The following is a 17,512-nucleotide window of genomic DNA, read 5'->3' as shown; positions in this document are numbered from 1 at the left end:
CTGTCGCACCGAATGCCTGCTCAGCCGTTGGAAGGTTCGATGCGGATCACGATGGATTTGGTCGCGGGAGTGTTGCTGGTCTCGGCCGTGGAGTCCAGTGCGACCAGCACGTTCGTCTCCGGGTAGTAGGCGGCGGCGCAGCCCCGTGGCGTCGGATAGCGGACGGCGCGGAAGCCGGGGGCGCGGCGTTCACCATCAGGGTTGACGCTGACCAGATCCACCAGATCGCCTTCGCGCAGGTGGAGGTCGCGGAGGTCGTCCCGGTTGAGGAGGACGACACGCCGTCCGCCCTTGATGCCGCGGTAGCGGTCGTCGAGGCCGTAGACGGTGGTGTTGAACTGGTCGTGCGACCGTACCGTCGTCAGCAGCAGGTGTCCCGGCGGGACCTCGGTCGCGGTCGGTGGGTTGACGGTGAAGCGCGCCTTGCCGGCCGGTGTGGGGAAGGTGCGAGAGTCGCGCGGTGCCCGAGGGAGCATAAAGCCGCCGGGCTGCCGCAGGCGCTGCTCGAAGGCGTGGAATCCGGGGACGACGTGCTCGATGTGGCGGCGGATCACAGCGTAGTCGTCACGCATCTCGCGCCAGCCGAGGTCGGCGCCGAAGAGCGCGTGCGCGAGGTCGGCGACGATCGCGACCTCGCTGCGCAGGTGCGGTGATCCGGGAAGGAGCCGTCCGCGCGACGCGTGCACCATTGCCATCGTGTCCTCGACGGTGACGAACTGCTCGCCGGAAGCCTGCAGATCGCGTTCGGTGCGGCCGAGACAGGGCAGGACCAGTGCCTCGGTGCCGTGGCACAGATGGGTCCGGTTGAGTTTGGTCGCGACATGGACGGTGAGGGGGCAGTTGGCCAGTGCGGCCTCGGTGACCTCCGTGTCGGGCGTAGCCGAGGCGAAATTGCCGCCGAGGCCGAGGAACACGTCGACCTTGCCGTCACGCATGGCCTTGATCGAGTCGACGGTGTCCAGACCGGGGGCCCGGGGCGGTTCGAAGCCGAACTCGTCGCTCAGCTTGTCCAGGAACGTGTCGGGCATCTTCTCCCAGATGCCCATGGTGCGGTCGCCCTGGACGTTGCTGTGCCCGCGGATCGGGGCGGGCCCGGCACCGGGGCGTCCGATGTTTCCGCGCAGCAGAAGGAAGTTGACGATCTCTCGGATGGTGGCCACCGCGTTGCGGTGCTGGGTGAGCCCCATCGCCCAGCAGACGACGACGCTGTCCGCGGCGAGCACGTCGGCCGCGACGTCCTCGATCAGGCGGCGGGACAGACCGGCCGTCGTCTCGATCCGCGACCGGTCCAGGGCACGCCATGCCGCTGCCGCCGCCTCGTAGCCGTCGCAGTACCGGTCGATGAAGTCGTGGTCCAGGACGGAGCCCGGCCGGGCGTCCTCCCGGTCGATCAGCGCACGGTTCAGGCCCGCGAACAGGGCCAGGTCGCCGTTGACACGGACCGGGAGCCAGCGGTCGGTGAGCTGCGTACCCGAACCCATCAGGCCGCGTGCGGTCTGCGGGTTGCGGAAGCGGCCGAAGCCGGCCTCGGGGAGCGGGTTGACGGCGATGATACGGGCGCCGCGCCGCTTGGCCTGTTCGAGCGCGGTGAGCATACGGGGGTGGCAGGTGCCGGGGTTCTGGCCCACGACGATGATCAAGTCTGCGTGATCGGTGATGTCGGAGTAGGTGATGAGGCCCTTTCCCACACCGATGGTCTCCGTCAGGGCCGCGCCACTCGACTCGTGGCACATGTTCGAGCAGTCCGGCAGGTTGTTCGTGCCGAGTCTGCGCGCCAGCAGCTGGTAGAGGAAGGCTGCCTCGTTGCTCGTACGGCCGCTGGTGTAGAAGACGGCACGGTTCGGATCGGCGAGGCCGCGCAGGCGGTCGGCGGTGAGCGCGAGCGCGTCCTCCCACGAGATGGGCTCGTAGTGCGTCGCGCCGGGGGCGAGATGCACCGGCCGGGCCAGCCGGCCCTGCGACTCCAGCCAGTGGCCGTCCCGCTCCCGCAGGGTGGCGACGGGGTACTGGGCGAAGAACGCCGTGTCGACGCGTTTGCGCGTGGCCTCCCAGGCGACGGCCTTCGCGCCGTTCTCGCAGAACTCCGCGCTCTTCCGGTGGTCGGGATCGGGGTCGCCCCATGCGCAGCTCGGACAGTCGAAACCGTCGGCCTGGTTCATCGCCAGGAGCGTCTGCAGACTCCGCTTCGGCCCCATTTCGGCCATGGAATACCGCGCGGATTCGGTGATGCCGTGCATTCCGACGCTGGACTTCTTGGGGCCGGACGATGTCGGATCCGATGCGGACGCAGAGCCGCCCGGCGACGCGTGCGTGCCCGTCGGGTCGATCGGTTGCTCAGTCATGACTGCCTCTTCTGCCAAGGCCGCTCACGGCGGGTCGGCTGCTGGGCTCGGCTTCCAGCAGCCGACCCGCCGCCCTGGACGGACGGTGGGGCGTCCCGTCCGGCCTCTTACGCCGCGAGCGCGTGGCCGGGATGCAGGACGACCTTGGTGTAGCCCTCGATCCGCTGGTCGAACTTCTTGTACGCGCTCGGCGCCTCCTCCAGCGGCAGTTCGTGGGAGACCACGAAGCTGGGCTTGGCGCGCCCCGCGATGATGAGGTCACGCAGCTGGCGGTTGTACTGCTTGACGTTGCACTGACCGGTGCCCATCCGCTGGCCCTTCTCGAACATCCTGCCGATGGAGACCAACAGTTGACCGTGCTTGGCGTTCTCGTCGGGTCCGCCCGGGTCGGACGGCACGTACAGGCCCGGTATGCCCAGCAGACCGGTCGGCCGTACCGTCTCGACGAGCGTGTTGAGGACGACGGCGGGTTCCTCGTGGCTCGCGTCGTGCGCCTGGGCCTGGTAGCCGACGGCGTCGACGCCCTTGTCGGTTCCCTCGCCGCCGGTCTGTTCCTTGATCTGCGCGGCCGGGTCGCCCTTGGTGAAGTCGATCGGTATGGCTCCGATCTCCTCGGCCTTGGCGAGCCGCTCGGGCACCCGGTCCACGGAGAACACCTTCGACGCACCGCGCAACAGCGCGGAGTACGCGGCCATCAGCCCGACCGGACCGGCACCGAAGACGGCCACGCTCTCGCCGGGAGACACCTGGGCGAGCTCGCATCCGTGGTAGCCGGTCGGGAAGATGTCGGCGAGCAACACGAAATCGGTCTCGAAGTTGTTCGTCGGCAGCTTCAGGCAGTTGAAATCGGCGAAGGGCACCCGTAGCAGCTCTGCCTGCCCGCCCGTGTACGGCCCCATGGCCACGTAGCCATAGGCTCCACCGGCGAAGCCCGGATTGACCGTCAGGCAGAAGCCGGTCTTCCCGGCAAGGCAGTTCTTGCAGAATCCGCAGGCGACGTTGAACGGCATGACGACGCGGTCACCCTTGGACAGCGAGGTCACACCCGCGCCGGCTTCCTCGACGATGCCCATGTTCTCGTGTCCGAAGACGATGCCCGACTCGGCCGCCGTGCGGCCCTCGTACATGTGCAGGTCGGATCCGCAGATGGCGGTGGATGTGACCCGTACCAGCACGTCGTTCGGGTGCTGGATCTGCGGATCGTCGACGTCCCTGACGGCGACGCTGAAGGGCTCTTCGTAGACAACTGCTTTCACCTGGATCACCTCCGCGTCGAGCGCCGGGTGACGACGACGGGCCGCCCTGATCGAGGCCCTGGCCGGGAGAACAGGTAACGAGGCGGAGCCTTCGGTCCGTGTCGTAGCCCCAGGCGCCTTTACTCCCCCCTCTGGACACTTCCAGGGAACGCCCGTGACGCACTCGCTGCAACCCCCGCCGGCCGGGAGATTCCGGCGCCTGGTAACACACTGATCACGTCACGTCACCGAGGGGAAGGCCGCCAAGAGCCGGCTGCATCTTGATGTGCTGGGATCGAACCCAGAACCCCTCGATGAGCAACAACCCGAACCCCCTCGACGACCGACCCCGTCGAGACAACCCGGCGCCGGCGCGGAGCGGCACCGCCTGGCGTGCGGGCCTCGTCGCAACCGCGCTCGCCGCCGTGGGCGTGCTCGGCCCCGCCGCCCCGGTCGAAGCCCAGACCCAGCAGGGTCAGGCGTATGCATGGGTCAGCGACAGCTGGGGCGGCGGAACCGTCACCAGCCGGCCGGAAGGGATCAACTGTCACGTGGTGGCGTTCTTGAGCCGTACGAGAGCGAGGAACCGCGACCGGACCAGACCGGCACATGCTCCGCGAGCTTCCCGTTCGGAACGACTGTGACCTTCGCCGCCACGCCCGATCCGATTTCTTACCGCAACACCGGTCCCGACCCGAGTCGCCTGGCCGTGAACCCCGGCTACAACCCTGTTTACGTCACCTTCTGCCCGGAGCACGGCCTCTGCTTCAGCTTCTGACACTTCGCTCAGTCCGCAGGACGCCCGCTTCCTGGCGTACTCCGACGAGACCCTCCGCGGCCGGGTCACCGGTGTCCGGGCCACGCCCTCCATACCCGGCCCGCCGCGTGGGTGGCGGTGCCCGGCATCGCCGCGCACGGCCGGCCCGGAGACACACGGCGACCACGGAGGAACGGGCCGTGTGCCGGGCGTCAGCAGGCCTTCACCAGGTGTCGACACAGCGGCGCGAGCCGCGCCGCCCGGGCTCGGGGTCATGCAGCAGCGTGCTGATCCAGCGTCGGGACTCGGCCGGGTCGATGACGTCGTCGATCTCGAAGACCGATGCGACGTTGAGGGCCTTACCGTGCTCGTAGGCGGCCGCGACCCTGCGGGCGAACTCCCGCTCGCGCTCGTCCACGTCCTCGATGGCCGCTAGCTCCCGGCGGTAGCCCAGCCGCACCGCACCCTCGATGCCCATCGGCCCGAACTCGCCCGTGGGCCACGCCACCGTGAACCGGGGGATGCGGAAGCCGCCGCCGGCCATGGCCTGGGCGCCCAGCCCGTAACCCTTGCGCAGCACGATCACCCCGAAGGGCACCGTGAGCGCCGCGGCATGTACGAACATGCGGCTGACATGCCGGACGGTCGCGGTCCTCTCCGCCTCGGGGCCGACCATGAACCCGGGTGTGTCGCACAGGGAGACCACCGGCAGCCCGAACGCGTCGCACAGCTGCAGGAAGCGGCTCGCCTTGTCCGCCGCGTCGGAGTCGATGGCGCCGCCCAGATGCCGAGGGTCGTTGGCCAGGATGCCGCACGGGCGGCCCTCCACCCGGGCCAGAGCGGTGACGACGCCGCGTCCGAAATGCCGTCGCAGCTCCAGGACGGAGTCCGCGTCGGCGAGGGTGGCGACGACCGCACGCACGTCGTACGCCCGCCGCCGGTTCTCGGGAATGAGGTGGCGCAGTCGGCGCTGGTCGGGGCACTCCCATTCCGTCACCGCGCCCTGGAAGTACGACAGATACATGCGCGCCAGTCGGATGGCATCCGCGTCGTCCTCGGCCTCGAGGTCGACGACGCCGTTCGCCCGCTGGACCTCGACCGGCCCGATGTCCTCCGGGGCGAAGCTGCCCAGTCCCCCGCCCTCGATCATCGCCGGGCCGCCCATGCCGATGGTGGCCTCGGGCGTGGCGATGATGACGTCGCAGCAGCCGAGCAGCGCGGCGTTGCCGGCGAAGCAGCGTCCCGACCCGATGCCGACCAGCGGCACCTTCCCGTTCAGGGACGCGAACAGTGCGAAGGCCATGCAGTCCAGGCCGGAGACCACGGTGCCGTCCACATCGCCCGGCCGGCCGCCGCCCCCTTCGGCGAACAGGACGACGGGCAGATGCGCCTGTTCGGCCAACGCGAAGAGCCGGTCCTTCTTGCGGTGGCCCGTCATGCCCTGGGTGCCGGCCATCACGCTGTAGTCGTACGACATCGCCACCACGCGGGCGGACCGGGGTCCGAACCGGTCGGCCCCCACCGTGCCCACCCCGCCGACCACGCCGTCGGCGGGCGTGCGGCGGATGAGGTCGTCCAGGGAACGGCGGCTGCGCTGGGCGGCGATGGCCAGGCCGCCGTACTCGACGAAACTGCCCGGGTCACACAGGTCGGCGATGTTCTCACGGGCGGTGCGCCGACCCTCGGCGTGCCGCCGGGCGACCATCTCGGGGCGCTCGGCGTCGTCGCCGAACCGCTTGCGCGCCCGCACCTCCTCCAGATCGGCACGTGGGGCGTCCGGATCCGGCAGCTCCACGGGGCGCGGCTCACCGTCCGCCGCGCCGGTGGCCTCCATCACCACCAAGGGCTGACCGTGCTCGGCCAGTCCACCGGGCTCAGCCCGTACGGCGACGACGAGGCCGTCTCCCGGAGCCTGGAGCAGGTGCTCCATCTTCATGGACTCCAGGACCACCAGGGTGCTTCCAGCCCGTATGCGCTCCCCTTCGGCGACGGCGACGTCAACGACGGTGGCCGTCATGGGGGCGGTGACGGTGAGCGTGCCCTGCGGCCCCAAAGCGTCTGCAACCTCGGCGTCCTTCTTCCCGTCTGTCTCCTGCCGGACCAGTGCGGGCAGGAGTTCGTCTACGAGCGCCGTGTGCAGCCGCCCGGCGACGACCTCGGGTGCCTCCAACAGCCGTCGCAGCACCTCGGTGTTGGTGGCGACTCCCTCGACCCTCAGCTCCGCCAGGGCTCGGCGGGCGCGGGCGAGCGTGTCAGGCAGGCTGCCGGAGCCGTCGTGGGCGACGAGCTTGGCCAGCAGTGAGTCGAAGCGCGGGCTGACCCGGCCGCCGGGAAACGCGGCGGTGTCAACGCGCACACCCGGCCCGGCCGGCGGCCAGAAGACGTCCAGCGTGCCGGCGGAGGGCAGCACCGTCCCGTCGGAGCGGACCGTCTCGGCGTTGACCCGCACCTGCACCGCGCAGCCGCGGGGAACGGGAGCCTGCCCCGCCCCGACGCGGTCGAGGCTCGCGCCGGCGGCCACCCGCAGCTGGGCCTTGACCAGGTCGATGCCGGTGACCTCCTCGGTGACGGTGTGTTCGACCTGAATGCGCGGGTTGGCCTCGAGGAAGTAGAAGCCGCGGGAGACGGAGCCGTCGCCGGTGTCAACGAGGAACTCGAACGTGCCGAGACCGGCATAGGCGACCTCCCGGGCCATGCGCAGCGCCGCATCGTGCAGCCCGGCCCGCACCGCCTCGTCGAGGCCGGGCGCCGGTGCGATCTCCACGATCTTCTGCCGGTGCCGCTGCAGGCTGCAGTCGCGGTCGCCGTAGCCGACGACGGCGCCCGTGCCGTCGCCGAGCACCTGAACCTCGACATGGCGGGCGCGCCGCAGCAATTGCTCGACGTAGACCGCGCCGTCTCCGAAGGCGTGCGAGGCCTCCGAACGGCAGCGCCGGACGGCCTCCTCCAACTGCCCTGCCTCGTACACCGCCCGCATGCCGCGCCCGCCGCCGCCGGCGACCGCCTTGACCATCACCGCGGCACCGTCGCCGAGGCCGGCCATGAACGCACGCGCCTCCTCGATGCCGGTGTCGCCGTACGTCGCCGGCAGCACCGGCACGTCGAGGCGCACGGCGAGTTCACGGGCCGCGGTCTTGTCGCCGAGCGTTCGCAGCACCTCGGGGCGCGGCCCGACCCAGGTGAGTCCGGCGTCGGTGCACCGCTGTGCGAAGTCGGCGTTCTCGGCCAGCAGTCCGTAGCCGGGGTGGACCGCGTCGCAGCCCGCGCGCACCGCCGCGCCGACCAGGGCCGCCGCGTCCAGGAAGGCCCCCGGGCCATCGCCGTCGAGCACCACGACCTCGTCCGCCATGCGGGTGTGCAGCGCGTCCGCCTCGTCGCGGGAGCGCAGGGCCACCGTCAGCAGGTCCAGCTCGCGGGCGGCGCGGATCACCCGGACCGCGATCTCGCCGCGGTTGGCGACCAGCAGCTTGGCAAGCTCCATCGTCACCGGTCCTTTTCGTCAGCATCGGCAGCGGCCGGAGACACGGCGATGCGCGCGACCCGCTCCAGCAGCTCGTCCTTCTTCACCTTGCCGGTGGTGGTCATGGGCAGGTCGTCGACGCACCTCACCACGGGCACCTTGTACGGCGCCATGTTCGCCCGCGCCCACGCTCGCACGCCCTCGGCGTCAAGCGTGGCACCGGGGCGGTGAGCACATCCGGGTGCCGGGCCAGCAGCGCCTCCAGCGCGGACGGGAAGACGCTCATACCCGAGACCTTGATCATCTCCTTGGTGCGGCCCAGGTAGTGCAGGCACCCGTCCTCGTCGATCATGCCGATGTCGCCGGTGTGCAGCCAGCCGTCGCGCAGGACCCGGGCGGTGGCCTCCGGCTGCCGCCAGTATCCGGTGAGCAGGGAGGGAGAGCGTACGAGGATCTCGCCACGCTCACCCAGCGGCAGCGGCTCGGCACTCTCCCCGTCGGCCACCATGAACTCGGTGCCCGGCACGGGCAGTCCGCAGAAGACCGGCTCGGTCAGCAGGTCGTGGTCCCCGTGCTGGAACCCGGTGGTGAAGGAGTCCGCGGTGTGCGTCTCGGTCATGCCGTACGCCGCCTCCTGCAGCACGCTGTGCTCGCCGACCAGGGAGCTCCACCGGGCCCGGATCTCCGGCGTCAGCTTGCGCACGAACGACATGGCCCGCGGCTGCGCCAGACTGGACAGGTCGGTGCCGGGCAGGCCGGGATGCTCCATCAGCTCGGCGTAGTTGTCGACCGTGCCCAGCATGAGCGTCACGTGGTACCGCTCGATCGCCTGCAGCACGGCCTCGGGGTCCCACCGGGTGAGCAGCACGATGCCGCTGCCGGTGAGCAGCGGCAGCAGGATGCCGAAGTCCTCGCCAGCGATCCAGAAGACCGGCACGTAGATCAGCAGCACGTCGGGGTTGTCGCCGGAGAGGTCCATGCCGCCGGCGGCCGCCGCCGTCGCCGCGGTGTAGAGCATGTGCCGCTGGGAGTGTTCGCACCCCTTGGGCAGGCCGGTGGTCCCTCCGGTGTAGTTGAGGGCGGCGAGCGCGTCCAGGTCGGCCGGCTCGTCCTGCCCGCGGGCGCCGCCGACGGCCTGCGCCCACGCACTGCCGGCCGAGCCGGCACCCGCCAGACCGGACGGCAGCGGCAACACCGGATCGGACGGGAGCATGTCGGCCAGGCCGGTGACGAGCACGCTCCGTACGGCTGTGCCGGACCGCACCGCCTCGACCAGCTGCCGCAGGGTGTCGAGGGTGATCAGGATCTCCACCCCGCGTCGGCCAGCTCGTGCCGCAGCTCGTACGCCCGGAACATCGGGTTCACCGGGACGTGCACGGCTCCTGCGCGCAGGATGCCGGGCATGGCGACGACGAACTGCGGGCAGTTGGGCAGGAACACCCCGACGCGGTCTCCGTGGCGTACACCGCTGCGCTGCAGCCAGCCGCACAGCCGCGCCGTCAGGTTCCCCCAGCGCCGCGTACGTGATCTGCTCGCCGTAGAAGGTGATCGCGACGCGGTCGGGATGACGCCGGGCCCAGTGCCCCAGGTGGTCCGTGAGCGGCCGCTGCCCGAGCGGGTACACCGCCTCCCTCGGCATCGAGGTCGGCCATACGCGCTGCTGGCGGGCCCGTACGTCGGCCAAGGACTCCTCCACGCGCGCGTTGTCCGCCACGACAGCCTCCGGCTCAGGCATACCAACTGGTCGGCATGCCCCGCATCAACGTAAAGGGAACCCGCGAGCCGGGACAAGGGTGCGTATGCGATGGGAGCAGGCCGGGGCTTCCGTCTCCTTGAAGGTTACGAACCAGCCAGAGCCGCGCCAGGAGGCTCATGTACGCACCCGAAGTGCTCTGGCGCAGTGGCGGCCCGGCCACCAGTGGACGCCCCTTGACGTCCACCGTTCACACCGAAACAGACCGGGATACCCAGGACCGCCTGCGCAGAGCCCGAAGCCGCTTGAACATGCCGGCGGAAAGCCCTGTTCACGAGCCCTTGCAGATCAACCGTGCGGGCCGAATCAACTCACCCCATGACTAATTGAATTCGGTACGGATGAATGTCGAATTAACGTAGCCGGGCTGATGAAAATCAAGCACAAGTATGCGCGCAGTTCATCGATCCCCGGTCAGGGCGACGATCCACGCGCAGAGACCGTGTATTCGGCAATGGCGCTAATTCGGCTTCAGCACGGCTCCGCATCCCGGCATGCTCTGGGTGCTCAGGCGCCAGGGCCGATCACCGGTCGAGCAGGCGTCGGCCATGGCGCGATGGGAGGGGCCTTCGAGGACTGAGGACGGGTGAAAGCGGCAAGGACATCCGGGTGTCGCGCCGGGATGGGCCGCAGCCGCACGTTCAGCGCTTGCGGCCACACCATTTTCATCGCTTTCCCTCGCACTCCGCGATGGCCGGCTGTTGGGTCCCGGCTGCGGTCGGCAGACCACGCGCCGGAGCCGTTGATACCTGCCTCCTCCGATTGGCCCGGCGATCGAAGCAAGGTGACCGAAGCAAAGGGAAATGCGCACGGCTGCGAGATCGAAATTCAGCGCCCTATCGTCAGGAGCAGGTCATGAAGAGAAAGCGTCATCACACCGTGACACTTCTGGCCACGGTGTGCGGGTTCACTCTGTGCCTCGCGGGCGTGGTCCGCGCGGCCGACGCACCGACGCCACACACTCTCGCCACGACGCTGGTGAATAAGACCGGCACCACCATCACGGTCACCGCCGGAGTCGGACGGGGCAACACGATCAGTGTCTGGCAGTCAGGCAGCAGCATCAGAATCAGAGACACCGGAGACACGGTCGCACCGTCCGGCGACTGCTACGCCATCAGCACGACCGAAGTCGCCTGCAGGGCCGCCGACACCACCGAAGTCGTGGTCAACGCCGGCGACCAGGACGACAACGTCACCTCGTCGCTGGCGGCCCTCGGCGTCACCCTCATCGGCGGTGCCGGCACTGACAGCCTCTACGGCGGGTCCGCGAACGACACCCTCGAAGGCGACGAGGGTTCCGACTTCCTCTCCGGCGGCGCAGGCAACGACACGCTGACGGGGGGAGCCGAGGCGGACAGGATCTTCGGTGGCTCCGGCAATGACTCCATCGAGGGACGCGGCGGCTCGGACATCGTGGACGGCGGTGCCGGCAACGACGTGATCTACGGCGGCGGCGGCAACGAGCGGATCGTCGCCGGTGCCGGCAACGACTACGCCGAGGGTGGCAGCGGCCGGGACTCCATCGACGCCGTGGACAACGTCAGCGGCAACGACTACGTCGAAGGCGGCGCCGACGTGGACGACTGCCGCGCCGACTTGGGCGACAACGTCAGCGGATGCCCCTGATCGGCATGAGCGAGCAGCACGCAAGCACCCGTACACGGCGAGACAACACGAAAGGCGGGCACCGATGAGAACACGAAGCATCGCCACCACGGTGGTGGCGATCGGCGCACTCACCTGCGCTCCGCTGACCGCCGCCTCCGCCGCGCCCGGTGCCGCCCCCAGCGGCAGCCTGGCAGGCACCACCGTCGTGCAGGAGGTGGGTGACACCCTGGTCGTCACGGCTGACCAGGGAGTGGCGAACGACATAACCATCCGGCGTCAGGGCACCGTTGTGGTAGTGACGGACGCCGGGGACACCGTGGCCGCGGTCGCCCCGTGTCAGTCGACGGGGACGCACACGGCAGAGTGTCCGCTGCCGGTCACGTCGATACGGGTCAACGCCAACGACGCCGATGACAGTGTCACCATCTCCCCGAACCTGGAGGCCGTGGGAACGGTGATCGGCGGTGCGGGTGACGACCGCCTCAACGGCGGGCCCCGGGCGGACCGGCTCGTCGGCGACGACCCGGCTGCCACCGGACTGCGGGCGACGCCAGGCAACGACACCATCAACGGCGGCCCCGGCAACGACACGATCTCCGGGCTGGCCGGCAACGACACCATCAACGGCAATGCCGGCAACGACACCCTCAATGGCGACGACGGCAACGACACCCTCGGGGGTGACCAGGGCAACGACACCCTCACCGGGGGCAGGGGCAACGACACGCACAACGGCGGCGAGGGCAACGACACCCTCAACGCCGTGGACAACGTGATCGCCAACGACAGCCTCGACGGCGGCCTCGGCTTCGACACCTGCAACCGCGACACCGGCGACACAGCCCTCAACTGCCCCTGATCAACGACGCGTGAGAGCCTTCTGGGACCAATCGGGTCGGAGGCGTCGCCGGACAGCCGCACCGGCTGTCCGGCGACAGGGCCGCAGAGCCAAGCCTCTCAGCCGCCCCTCATCGCAAAGACGTCATAAGGCGGACCGATAGGAAGAATTCAGGTCAGACCCATTCTCTCGCCCCGAAGGCGGGCTCCGAGACAGTTGGAGCGCCAAACGAGCGTCACGGTCGATCGATCGCGTCACCTCTGTGTCCAGGCCGCGAACCGTTGCCGGACCCGAAGGCGCTCCGCAGGAGCCAGCATGTGCGGCCCAGGCGGCCATCGGGCTGCACGGTGGCTTTCACGACGTCACCGGTGATCAAAGTGAGTGTGGCTTCCGCCCTGCTTGCCCTCGGAGGCGTACTACTGCGGGGCCGGGGTGAGGTGGGGGGTTGGCGACGGATTCGGTGCGGCGAGTGCCGGCGGTAGACCCCCGGCCACGAACGCCATACCGATCCCGACTGCCAAGACCCGCGAGCGCATGCGCATCGCCTTTCCCTTCAGTCATGCGCCCCGCTGCAAGCGGTGGCCTTCGCAGCAGCGAGTTTGAAGGTATAGATCAATGGGTGCTACGGCACGGAAGAAGCTTTCGCAATCGTCGCAGGTCAGGAGGGCGTTAGCTCTCAGCCAATCTGATGCCCCGTCTGAAACGACCCCTTCATGCCAAACTCGAGGTCTCGCTAGCCCAGGTCCAACGCGTTCGGCAGGCCCCAGCGGTAGCGGGTCCGGTCGTGGCGTTTGAGGGCCTCGAACTCCGGGGCCCGGTACAACGGCGTGATCGTGCAGCTCGGTGCGTCCGAACCCGCCCTGTCCAGCAGTGCGTTGACCGCCGCCCGCGCGGACGCGTTGGCGCCTTCCATGGTCGCCAGATCGATGTCGACGGACACGTAGTCACCCGCGAGGAAGAGGTTCGGGATCCTCGTCGCCGCCGTGGGCCGGTTATGGAAGGTGCCCGCGGGGTGGATCAGTAGCTCGTCCTCGTTGACCGGATGCGGCGTCCCGATGCCGTCGACGCCCGGATCGAGGAACCACGAGTGCAGCGCGCTGTCCCTCAGCACCACCTTCCCCGTGTCGTTCAGCGCCGCCTTCAGCTGCGCCCACACCTCCTTGGCGACCTCTTCCCGGGTGCACTGCTTGGCCGTCCTGCCGTACAGGATGCCGGGCTTGTCCCACTCGGAGATGTCGACGGAGATGCAGTCGACGGCGGCGCCGTCGCCGTAGTCGGCGGGGAAGTTGCGGCCCGGCCAGTGCCCGGCCTGCTGAATGGCCGTCAGCGACCAGGGCGAGTCCACGCAGTTGAGGTGCCCGTCGAGCAGCGGCGCCGACTCGGTCAGATAGAACTGGATGCCGGTCATCCAGTCCGTCTCCAGCTTGTCGCAGCGCGCGAGCTGGGTATCGGCGGCCCGCAGGTCCGCGCCCCAGGTGCGGCGGGCGTGCTCGACGGGCATCGCACACACGTAGTGGTCAGCGGTCACGGTCCGCGCCTGGCCGTTCGGGTCCGTGATCCGTGCTCCGGTGACCCTGTCCCCGTCGTACAGCACCTCCCGTACGGTCCTGCCTATCTCGAACTCGACACCGAGCGATGTCAGATGGGCAACCCACGGGTCGATCCACGCCTCGTTCGTGGGTGCGTTGAGGATACGGTCGAGCGGGCCGTCCGCGCCGCGCCCCAGCGCGTTGAAGACGAACGCCTCCAGCAGGCTGGCGACCGTGCGCGTACTAGCCTCCTCCGCCTTGGTGGCGACGATGTTGCGGGTGACCCCGACGGCCAGGATGCGCTGGTAGTCGTGGCTCATGCGCTCGGCCCTGATGTAGTCCCACCATGGCGTTGCCTCCCAGACCTCGTTGCGCCGCTCGTCGCAGCTGGTGAGGAAGACCAGGACGCGGTTCACGAAGTACGCCGTCTGGTGCGGAGGTATCCCGCGCACGGTCTCCATGACGGCGGTCAGCGCGCGGCGCACATCGTCGAGAGTGAGGTCGGGCGGCTGATGGCCGGGCCAGGGCAGGGGAAGCCGCAGGTCCTCACGGCCGGTGCGGGCGAAGGACATCTCGGAAGGGGCGACGAGGTTGTCCCAGACACCGTTGGGGTTACCCGGGAACGGGATGCGCCGCATCGTGTCGGGCAGGTTGTGGTAGATGCCGGGGATGAAGCGGAAGCCGTGCTCGGCGGGCAACTCCCGCCGCCCGCCGCGCGCGCTGCCCGGCACGCCCATGCTGCGGGCCTTGCCGCCCAGCGCCCGGCGCTCGTAGACCGTCACACGGAAGCCGCGTTCGGCGAGTTCGTGCGCGGCGGTCAGACCAGCCACCCCACCGCCGAGCACGGCGACCGACCCCGGCGTGCGTGGTGCGGAGGTGCGTGCCACGGCCGTCGCCGTACGGGCCGTACCCAGCGCGGCGGCACCGCCGGCAGCGGCGGTTGCAGCCATGAACGTGCGTCGTGAACTGCCCGAAACAGCCATCCGTTCCCCCCTCTTACCCACAAGTAACCATCCGTCCGGCGCAGGAGCATACGGAGAACCCGTGTGACCCGGAAGCCACGTGAGGCCTCATTCCTTCGATGGCTGGAAATGGAGGTCGCCGCCCGAAGCGGCAAGCACCCCTGACCCGGTGAGCCTGGGGTGCCATATGGCGCACGCTGTGTGTGAGGCCGTTCATGGCAACGGCTGCCGCGGTGACGGTGACGGGGTTGGCGTAGCGGGTCAGCCCTTCAATGCCACGCTCGGCGATGCGCGACGCCGCTGTACGCCCTGCCACTTCGGGCCTCGGGGGAGAAACCAAGTCCCACTGCCCCAGGACCTCGTTGTCGCCGCCTTGTTCAGGCCCTTGCCCAGGCCGCCCTCCGTTCGTCGCCAGGGCCTGGCTGTGCGCGCAATGCCAGTACGACCGGCGCGTCAAGCCACGGCTCACCGACGTGCTGCTGCGCGTCTTCCACCACGTGCTCAGCGTGGACTGTGGCTGACCGGTGCACGGGAAGGGCACCTGCTGCTGCCCGCACGGGGAGACGAGGTCGCCGGCTGGCGGACCGAACCCGTCCGTATTAACTTCCGAGCCGCCCGGCGGCATCGGCAGGCCACCAGTCCCTGCGCCGCTTCCCCGCGCAATCCCGGTGCGAACGCGGCTGTGCCTGAGGCGCCCCAGCCGGACTTCGTCTCGCTGTTCGCCTTGCCCGCGGCATGCAAGTGGGAGGAGGAAGACTGCCGGAAGCGCCACTGGGATGCTCATGTCGGCGTACACGTGAACGTGGCCCTGGCAAGATTTCCGTGAGGCTGGGGTGTGCCACCGTGCGCCGGTGACGCTCCGTCACGGGTAGCGGCAGTGTCGGCGAGTGTGATGACCTCGTACGAACTGTGGCGCCGCATCTGGATGTGGTGCGGGTGGAACGGGTGTGGTCGGCGGGCGGCGTGGTCCGTATCGCTGCCCGTACCCGGGAGTTGGCGGTGGCGTGTCCGGACTGCGGTCGCGGCTCCGCGCGGACACACAGCCGCTATGGCCGCACGCTGGTTGATGTCGCTGTCGGCGGCCGCCCGGTCGTGATCGGGCTGTCGGTGCGGCGGTTGTTCTGCGACAGCCCGAGCTGTGGTCGGCGGACGTTCGCCGAGCAGGTGGAAGGGCTGACGGTCCGCTACCAGCGGCGCAGTCCGCTGCTGCAGCACCTGGTGGAGATGGCCGGGGTACTGCTCGCCGGCCGCGGCGGTGCCCGGCTCCTGCACATCTTGAAGGCGCCGCTTTCGCGGACGAGTGTGCTGTTCCACTTGATGCGCATGCAGCTGCCGTCGGCAGCGACTCCGCGGGTGCTGGGCGTGGACGACTTCTCCTGCGCCAGCGGTGGGAGGAAGGCGAACACACCGCGACGGTGCTGCACCAGGAGATCGTCGCCAAGGGCTGCCGGGGCCACTACCAGCGCGTCAAAATGGCCATCGCCCCGCTGCGTCGGGGCCTGCCAATCAACACACCGCGCGAGCGACCGCCCTCGCCCCGGCAGGTCGCTCGCTGGATCACCACCGCACCATCCCGACGTGGCCTGCACGCCACCGAGACGCTCAGACGACTACTCGAGCACTGCCCGGAACTGGCCCAAACCCACGACCTGGTACGTCAGTTCGCCGCCATGCTCGACTCCCACGATGCCACCATGCTGACGCACTGGCTCGAGCAACTCACGACCTCCCGCATCCCCGCCCTGGCCAGCCTCGCCAACGCCATCCGCGAAGACCAACCCGCAGTCGTCCAGGGCATCACCACCCCGTTCAACTCCGGAGTCAACGAGGGCCGCATCACCGACCTGAAGCTCCAGAAACGGATCACGGCCGGCCGCGCGGGAGTGCCGCTGCTCCGTCAACGCGTCATCCTCATGGCCCTGCTCCGACGCCGCTACCCGTGACGGAGCGTCACCGGCGCGCGGTGGCACACCCCAGCCTCACGGAAATCGTGCCAGGGCCACTCAGACGAGTACGCGGACAACTGGAGGCTCGGCGTCTGAGACGTGACTGACGAAGGCCGACGACCAACTCCTAGGCCTAGCTGCTTCCCATGCCCGCTACGCTCCCGCGTCATGGGAACGCCCTGGGCTTCGATCATTGGCGGGACGACGGCTGTCTTCAGCGCCATCGCCACGGGCGGCGCGTGGCTGGCCGCACGTCGGGCCAATGCCACCGCCGATGCGGTCGCACGCATCGAGCGCGAACGCTGGCACGCCGAACTGACCCCGCAGTTCAGGGTCTCCATTGAGCCGCCGTTCGCTGACGATCTCCGCCGCTTGGTCGTGCATCTGACCGGTCCACTCCCCCTGGGCCGCCTTGATGAGATCCGCGTCGAGATTGCACAGAGCAACGACCTCGACTACAACGCCCCCTTGGTCGGCGATCGGCGAGTGGATCCCGAGCAGCTGGCCGCGCAGCTGTGGGGGCCGTACAAGTTCCTGCGTTCAGCGAACGGTAAGGATGACGCTGGGAAGATGGCCGCCCCGTTCGCCCTGGCCGTGGGCAAGGGCAAGACGTTTACGCTGACGCGCACGGACCCACCGCCCTGGTGGCGGGGCAGCGCAGCGGAGGGACGGTGGGGAGCCAGGTGGCTGGGCAAGCCCGTGCGCCTCATCCTCACCTGCCGTCGGGATGGCCTTGAGCCGTGGGTGGTCCCGTGCGAGGTGGAACTACCCGTGCAGCCGCAGGTGTGACAACCAACCCCTCTCGGGTGGCGTTCTCCGCACTCGCCATCCTTGAACGGCGCATGGCAAGTCGAATCCTTCATGCATGCCACGAACTACCTTGCGGCGATCGACGTGTCGGAGGGTGAGTACACGGCAGCAAGCTCACCGGATGGTGGCGTGCTGGCACTCACTGCTCCCGAAGGCTGGGAAGGCCGGAAGGCCGGTTGCGTCCAGGGAGATGGTGTATGGGTTCGACCTGATCCGGGGGTTTGCTCCGGCGTTGGGATGATGCCCGCATAGCTGAACGGCCACCGGCT

At 69.4% G+C, this 17,512-nt stretch carries 10 protein-coding genes and 2 pseudogenes; 6 read left to right on the top strand and 6 right to left on the bottom strand.

Annotated features, from left to right (window positions below; all coding sequences use genetic code 11):
- Positions 1 to 20: 20 nt before the first annotated feature.
- Together ACZ7M7_RS41325 and ACZ7M7_RS41320 are read right to left on the bottom strand one after the other, a co-directional pair.
- Entirely contained in the window at positions 21 to 2,342 is a 2,322-nt protein-coding gene (locus ACZ7M7_RS41325) for an FdhF/YdeP family oxidoreductase (protein ID WP_472126336.1), read from the bottom strand.
- Positions 2,343 to 2,449: 107 nt separating this feature from the next.
- Positions 2,450 to 3,598, bottom strand: a complete 1,149-nt coding sequence (locus ACZ7M7_RS41320; protein WP_472126333.1) for a glutathione-independent formaldehyde dehydrogenase — start codon at positions 3,596 to 3,598, stop codon at positions 2,450 to 2,452.
- A 619-nt stretch (positions 3,599 to 4,217) separates the two neighbouring features.
- Here ACZ7M7_RS41320 and ACZ7M7_RS41315 point away from each other — a divergent pair.
- Positions 4,218 to 4,355, top strand: a complete 138-nt coding sequence (locus ACZ7M7_RS41315; RefSeq protein WP_472126331.1) for a hypothetical protein — start codon at positions 4,218 to 4,220, stop codon at positions 4,353 to 4,355.
- 202 nt (positions 4,356 to 4,557) lie between these two features.
- Here the strand turns inward: ACZ7M7_RS41315 and ACZ7M7_RS41310 are convergent, their stop codons facing one another.
- Complete coding sequence (locus ACZ7M7_RS41310; RefSeq protein WP_472126328.1) at positions 4,558 to 7,815, bottom strand: acetyl-CoA carboxylase family protein; 3,258 nt, start codon at positions 7,813 to 7,815, stop codon at positions 4,558 to 4,560.
- Between the two features lie 124 nt (positions 7,816 to 7,939).
- Positions 7,940 to 9,234: pseudogene (locus ACZ7M7_RS41305) on the bottom strand (AMP-binding protein).
- A gap of 1,168 nt (positions 9,235 to 10,402) precedes the next feature.
- On the opposite strand from ACZ7M7_RS41305, the gene ACZ7M7_RS41300 reads away from it, so the two are divergent.
- Positions 10,403 to 11,176 carry a calcium-binding protein gene (locus ACZ7M7_RS41300; protein ID WP_472126325.1) on the top strand — a complete coding sequence of 258 codons (774 nt, stop codon included), beginning with the start codon at positions 10,403 to 10,405 and terminating at the stop codon, positions 11,174 to 11,176.
- A 64-nt stretch (positions 11,177 to 11,240) separates the two neighbouring features.
- Positions 11,241 to 12,017, top strand: a complete 777-nt coding sequence (locus ACZ7M7_RS41295) for a calcium-binding protein (protein WP_472126322.1) — start codon at positions 11,241 to 11,243, stop codon at positions 12,015 to 12,017.
- A gap of 712 nt (positions 12,018 to 12,729) precedes the next feature.
- Here ACZ7M7_RS41295 and ACZ7M7_RS41290 read toward each other — a convergent pair.
- Positions 12,730 to 14,508 (bottom strand): hydroxysqualene dehydroxylase, encoded by a 1,779-nt coding sequence (locus ACZ7M7_RS41290; RefSeq protein WP_472126319.1) that lies wholly within the window; start codon positions 14,506 to 14,508, stop codon positions 12,730 to 12,732.
- Between the two features lie 888 nt (positions 14,509 to 15,396).
- On the opposite strand from ACZ7M7_RS41290, the pseudogene ACZ7M7_RS41285 reads away from it, so the two are divergent.
- Positions 15,397 to 15,555 (top strand): annotated as a pseudogene (locus ACZ7M7_RS41285) (ISL3 family transposase); the annotation flags it as partial.
- Positions 15,556 to 15,671: 116 nt separating this feature from the next.
- Here the strand turns inward: ACZ7M7_RS41285 and ACZ7M7_RS41280 are convergent.
- Positions 15,672 to 15,911 carry a hypothetical protein gene (locus ACZ7M7_RS41280; protein ID WP_472126316.1) on the bottom strand — a complete coding sequence of 80 codons (240 nt, stop codon included), beginning with the start codon at positions 15,909 to 15,911 and terminating at the stop codon, positions 15,672 to 15,674.
- Here ACZ7M7_RS41280 and ACZ7M7_RS41275 point away from each other — a divergent pair.
- Positions 15,903 to 16,430: a transposase gene (locus ACZ7M7_RS41275; RefSeq protein WP_472126313.1), complete on the top strand. Its 528-nt coding sequence runs from the start codon at positions 15,903 to 15,905 to the stop codon at positions 16,428 to 16,430. The genes ACZ7M7_RS41280 and ACZ7M7_RS41275 overlap by 9 nt on opposite strands.
- 171 nt (positions 16,431 to 16,601) lie before the next feature.
- Positions 16,602 to 17,222 (top strand): hypothetical protein, encoded by a 621-nt coding sequence (locus ACZ7M7_RS41270; RefSeq protein ID WP_472126309.1) that lies wholly within the window; start codon positions 16,602 to 16,604, stop codon positions 17,220 to 17,222.
- Positions 17,223 to 17,512: the final 290 nt, after the last annotated feature.

Source organism: Streptomyces sp. NPDC111606, from assembly GCF_055656945.1.
Note: the sequence above shows the minus strand (reverse complement) of the source record. Positions and strands in the feature narration are given on the sequence as shown.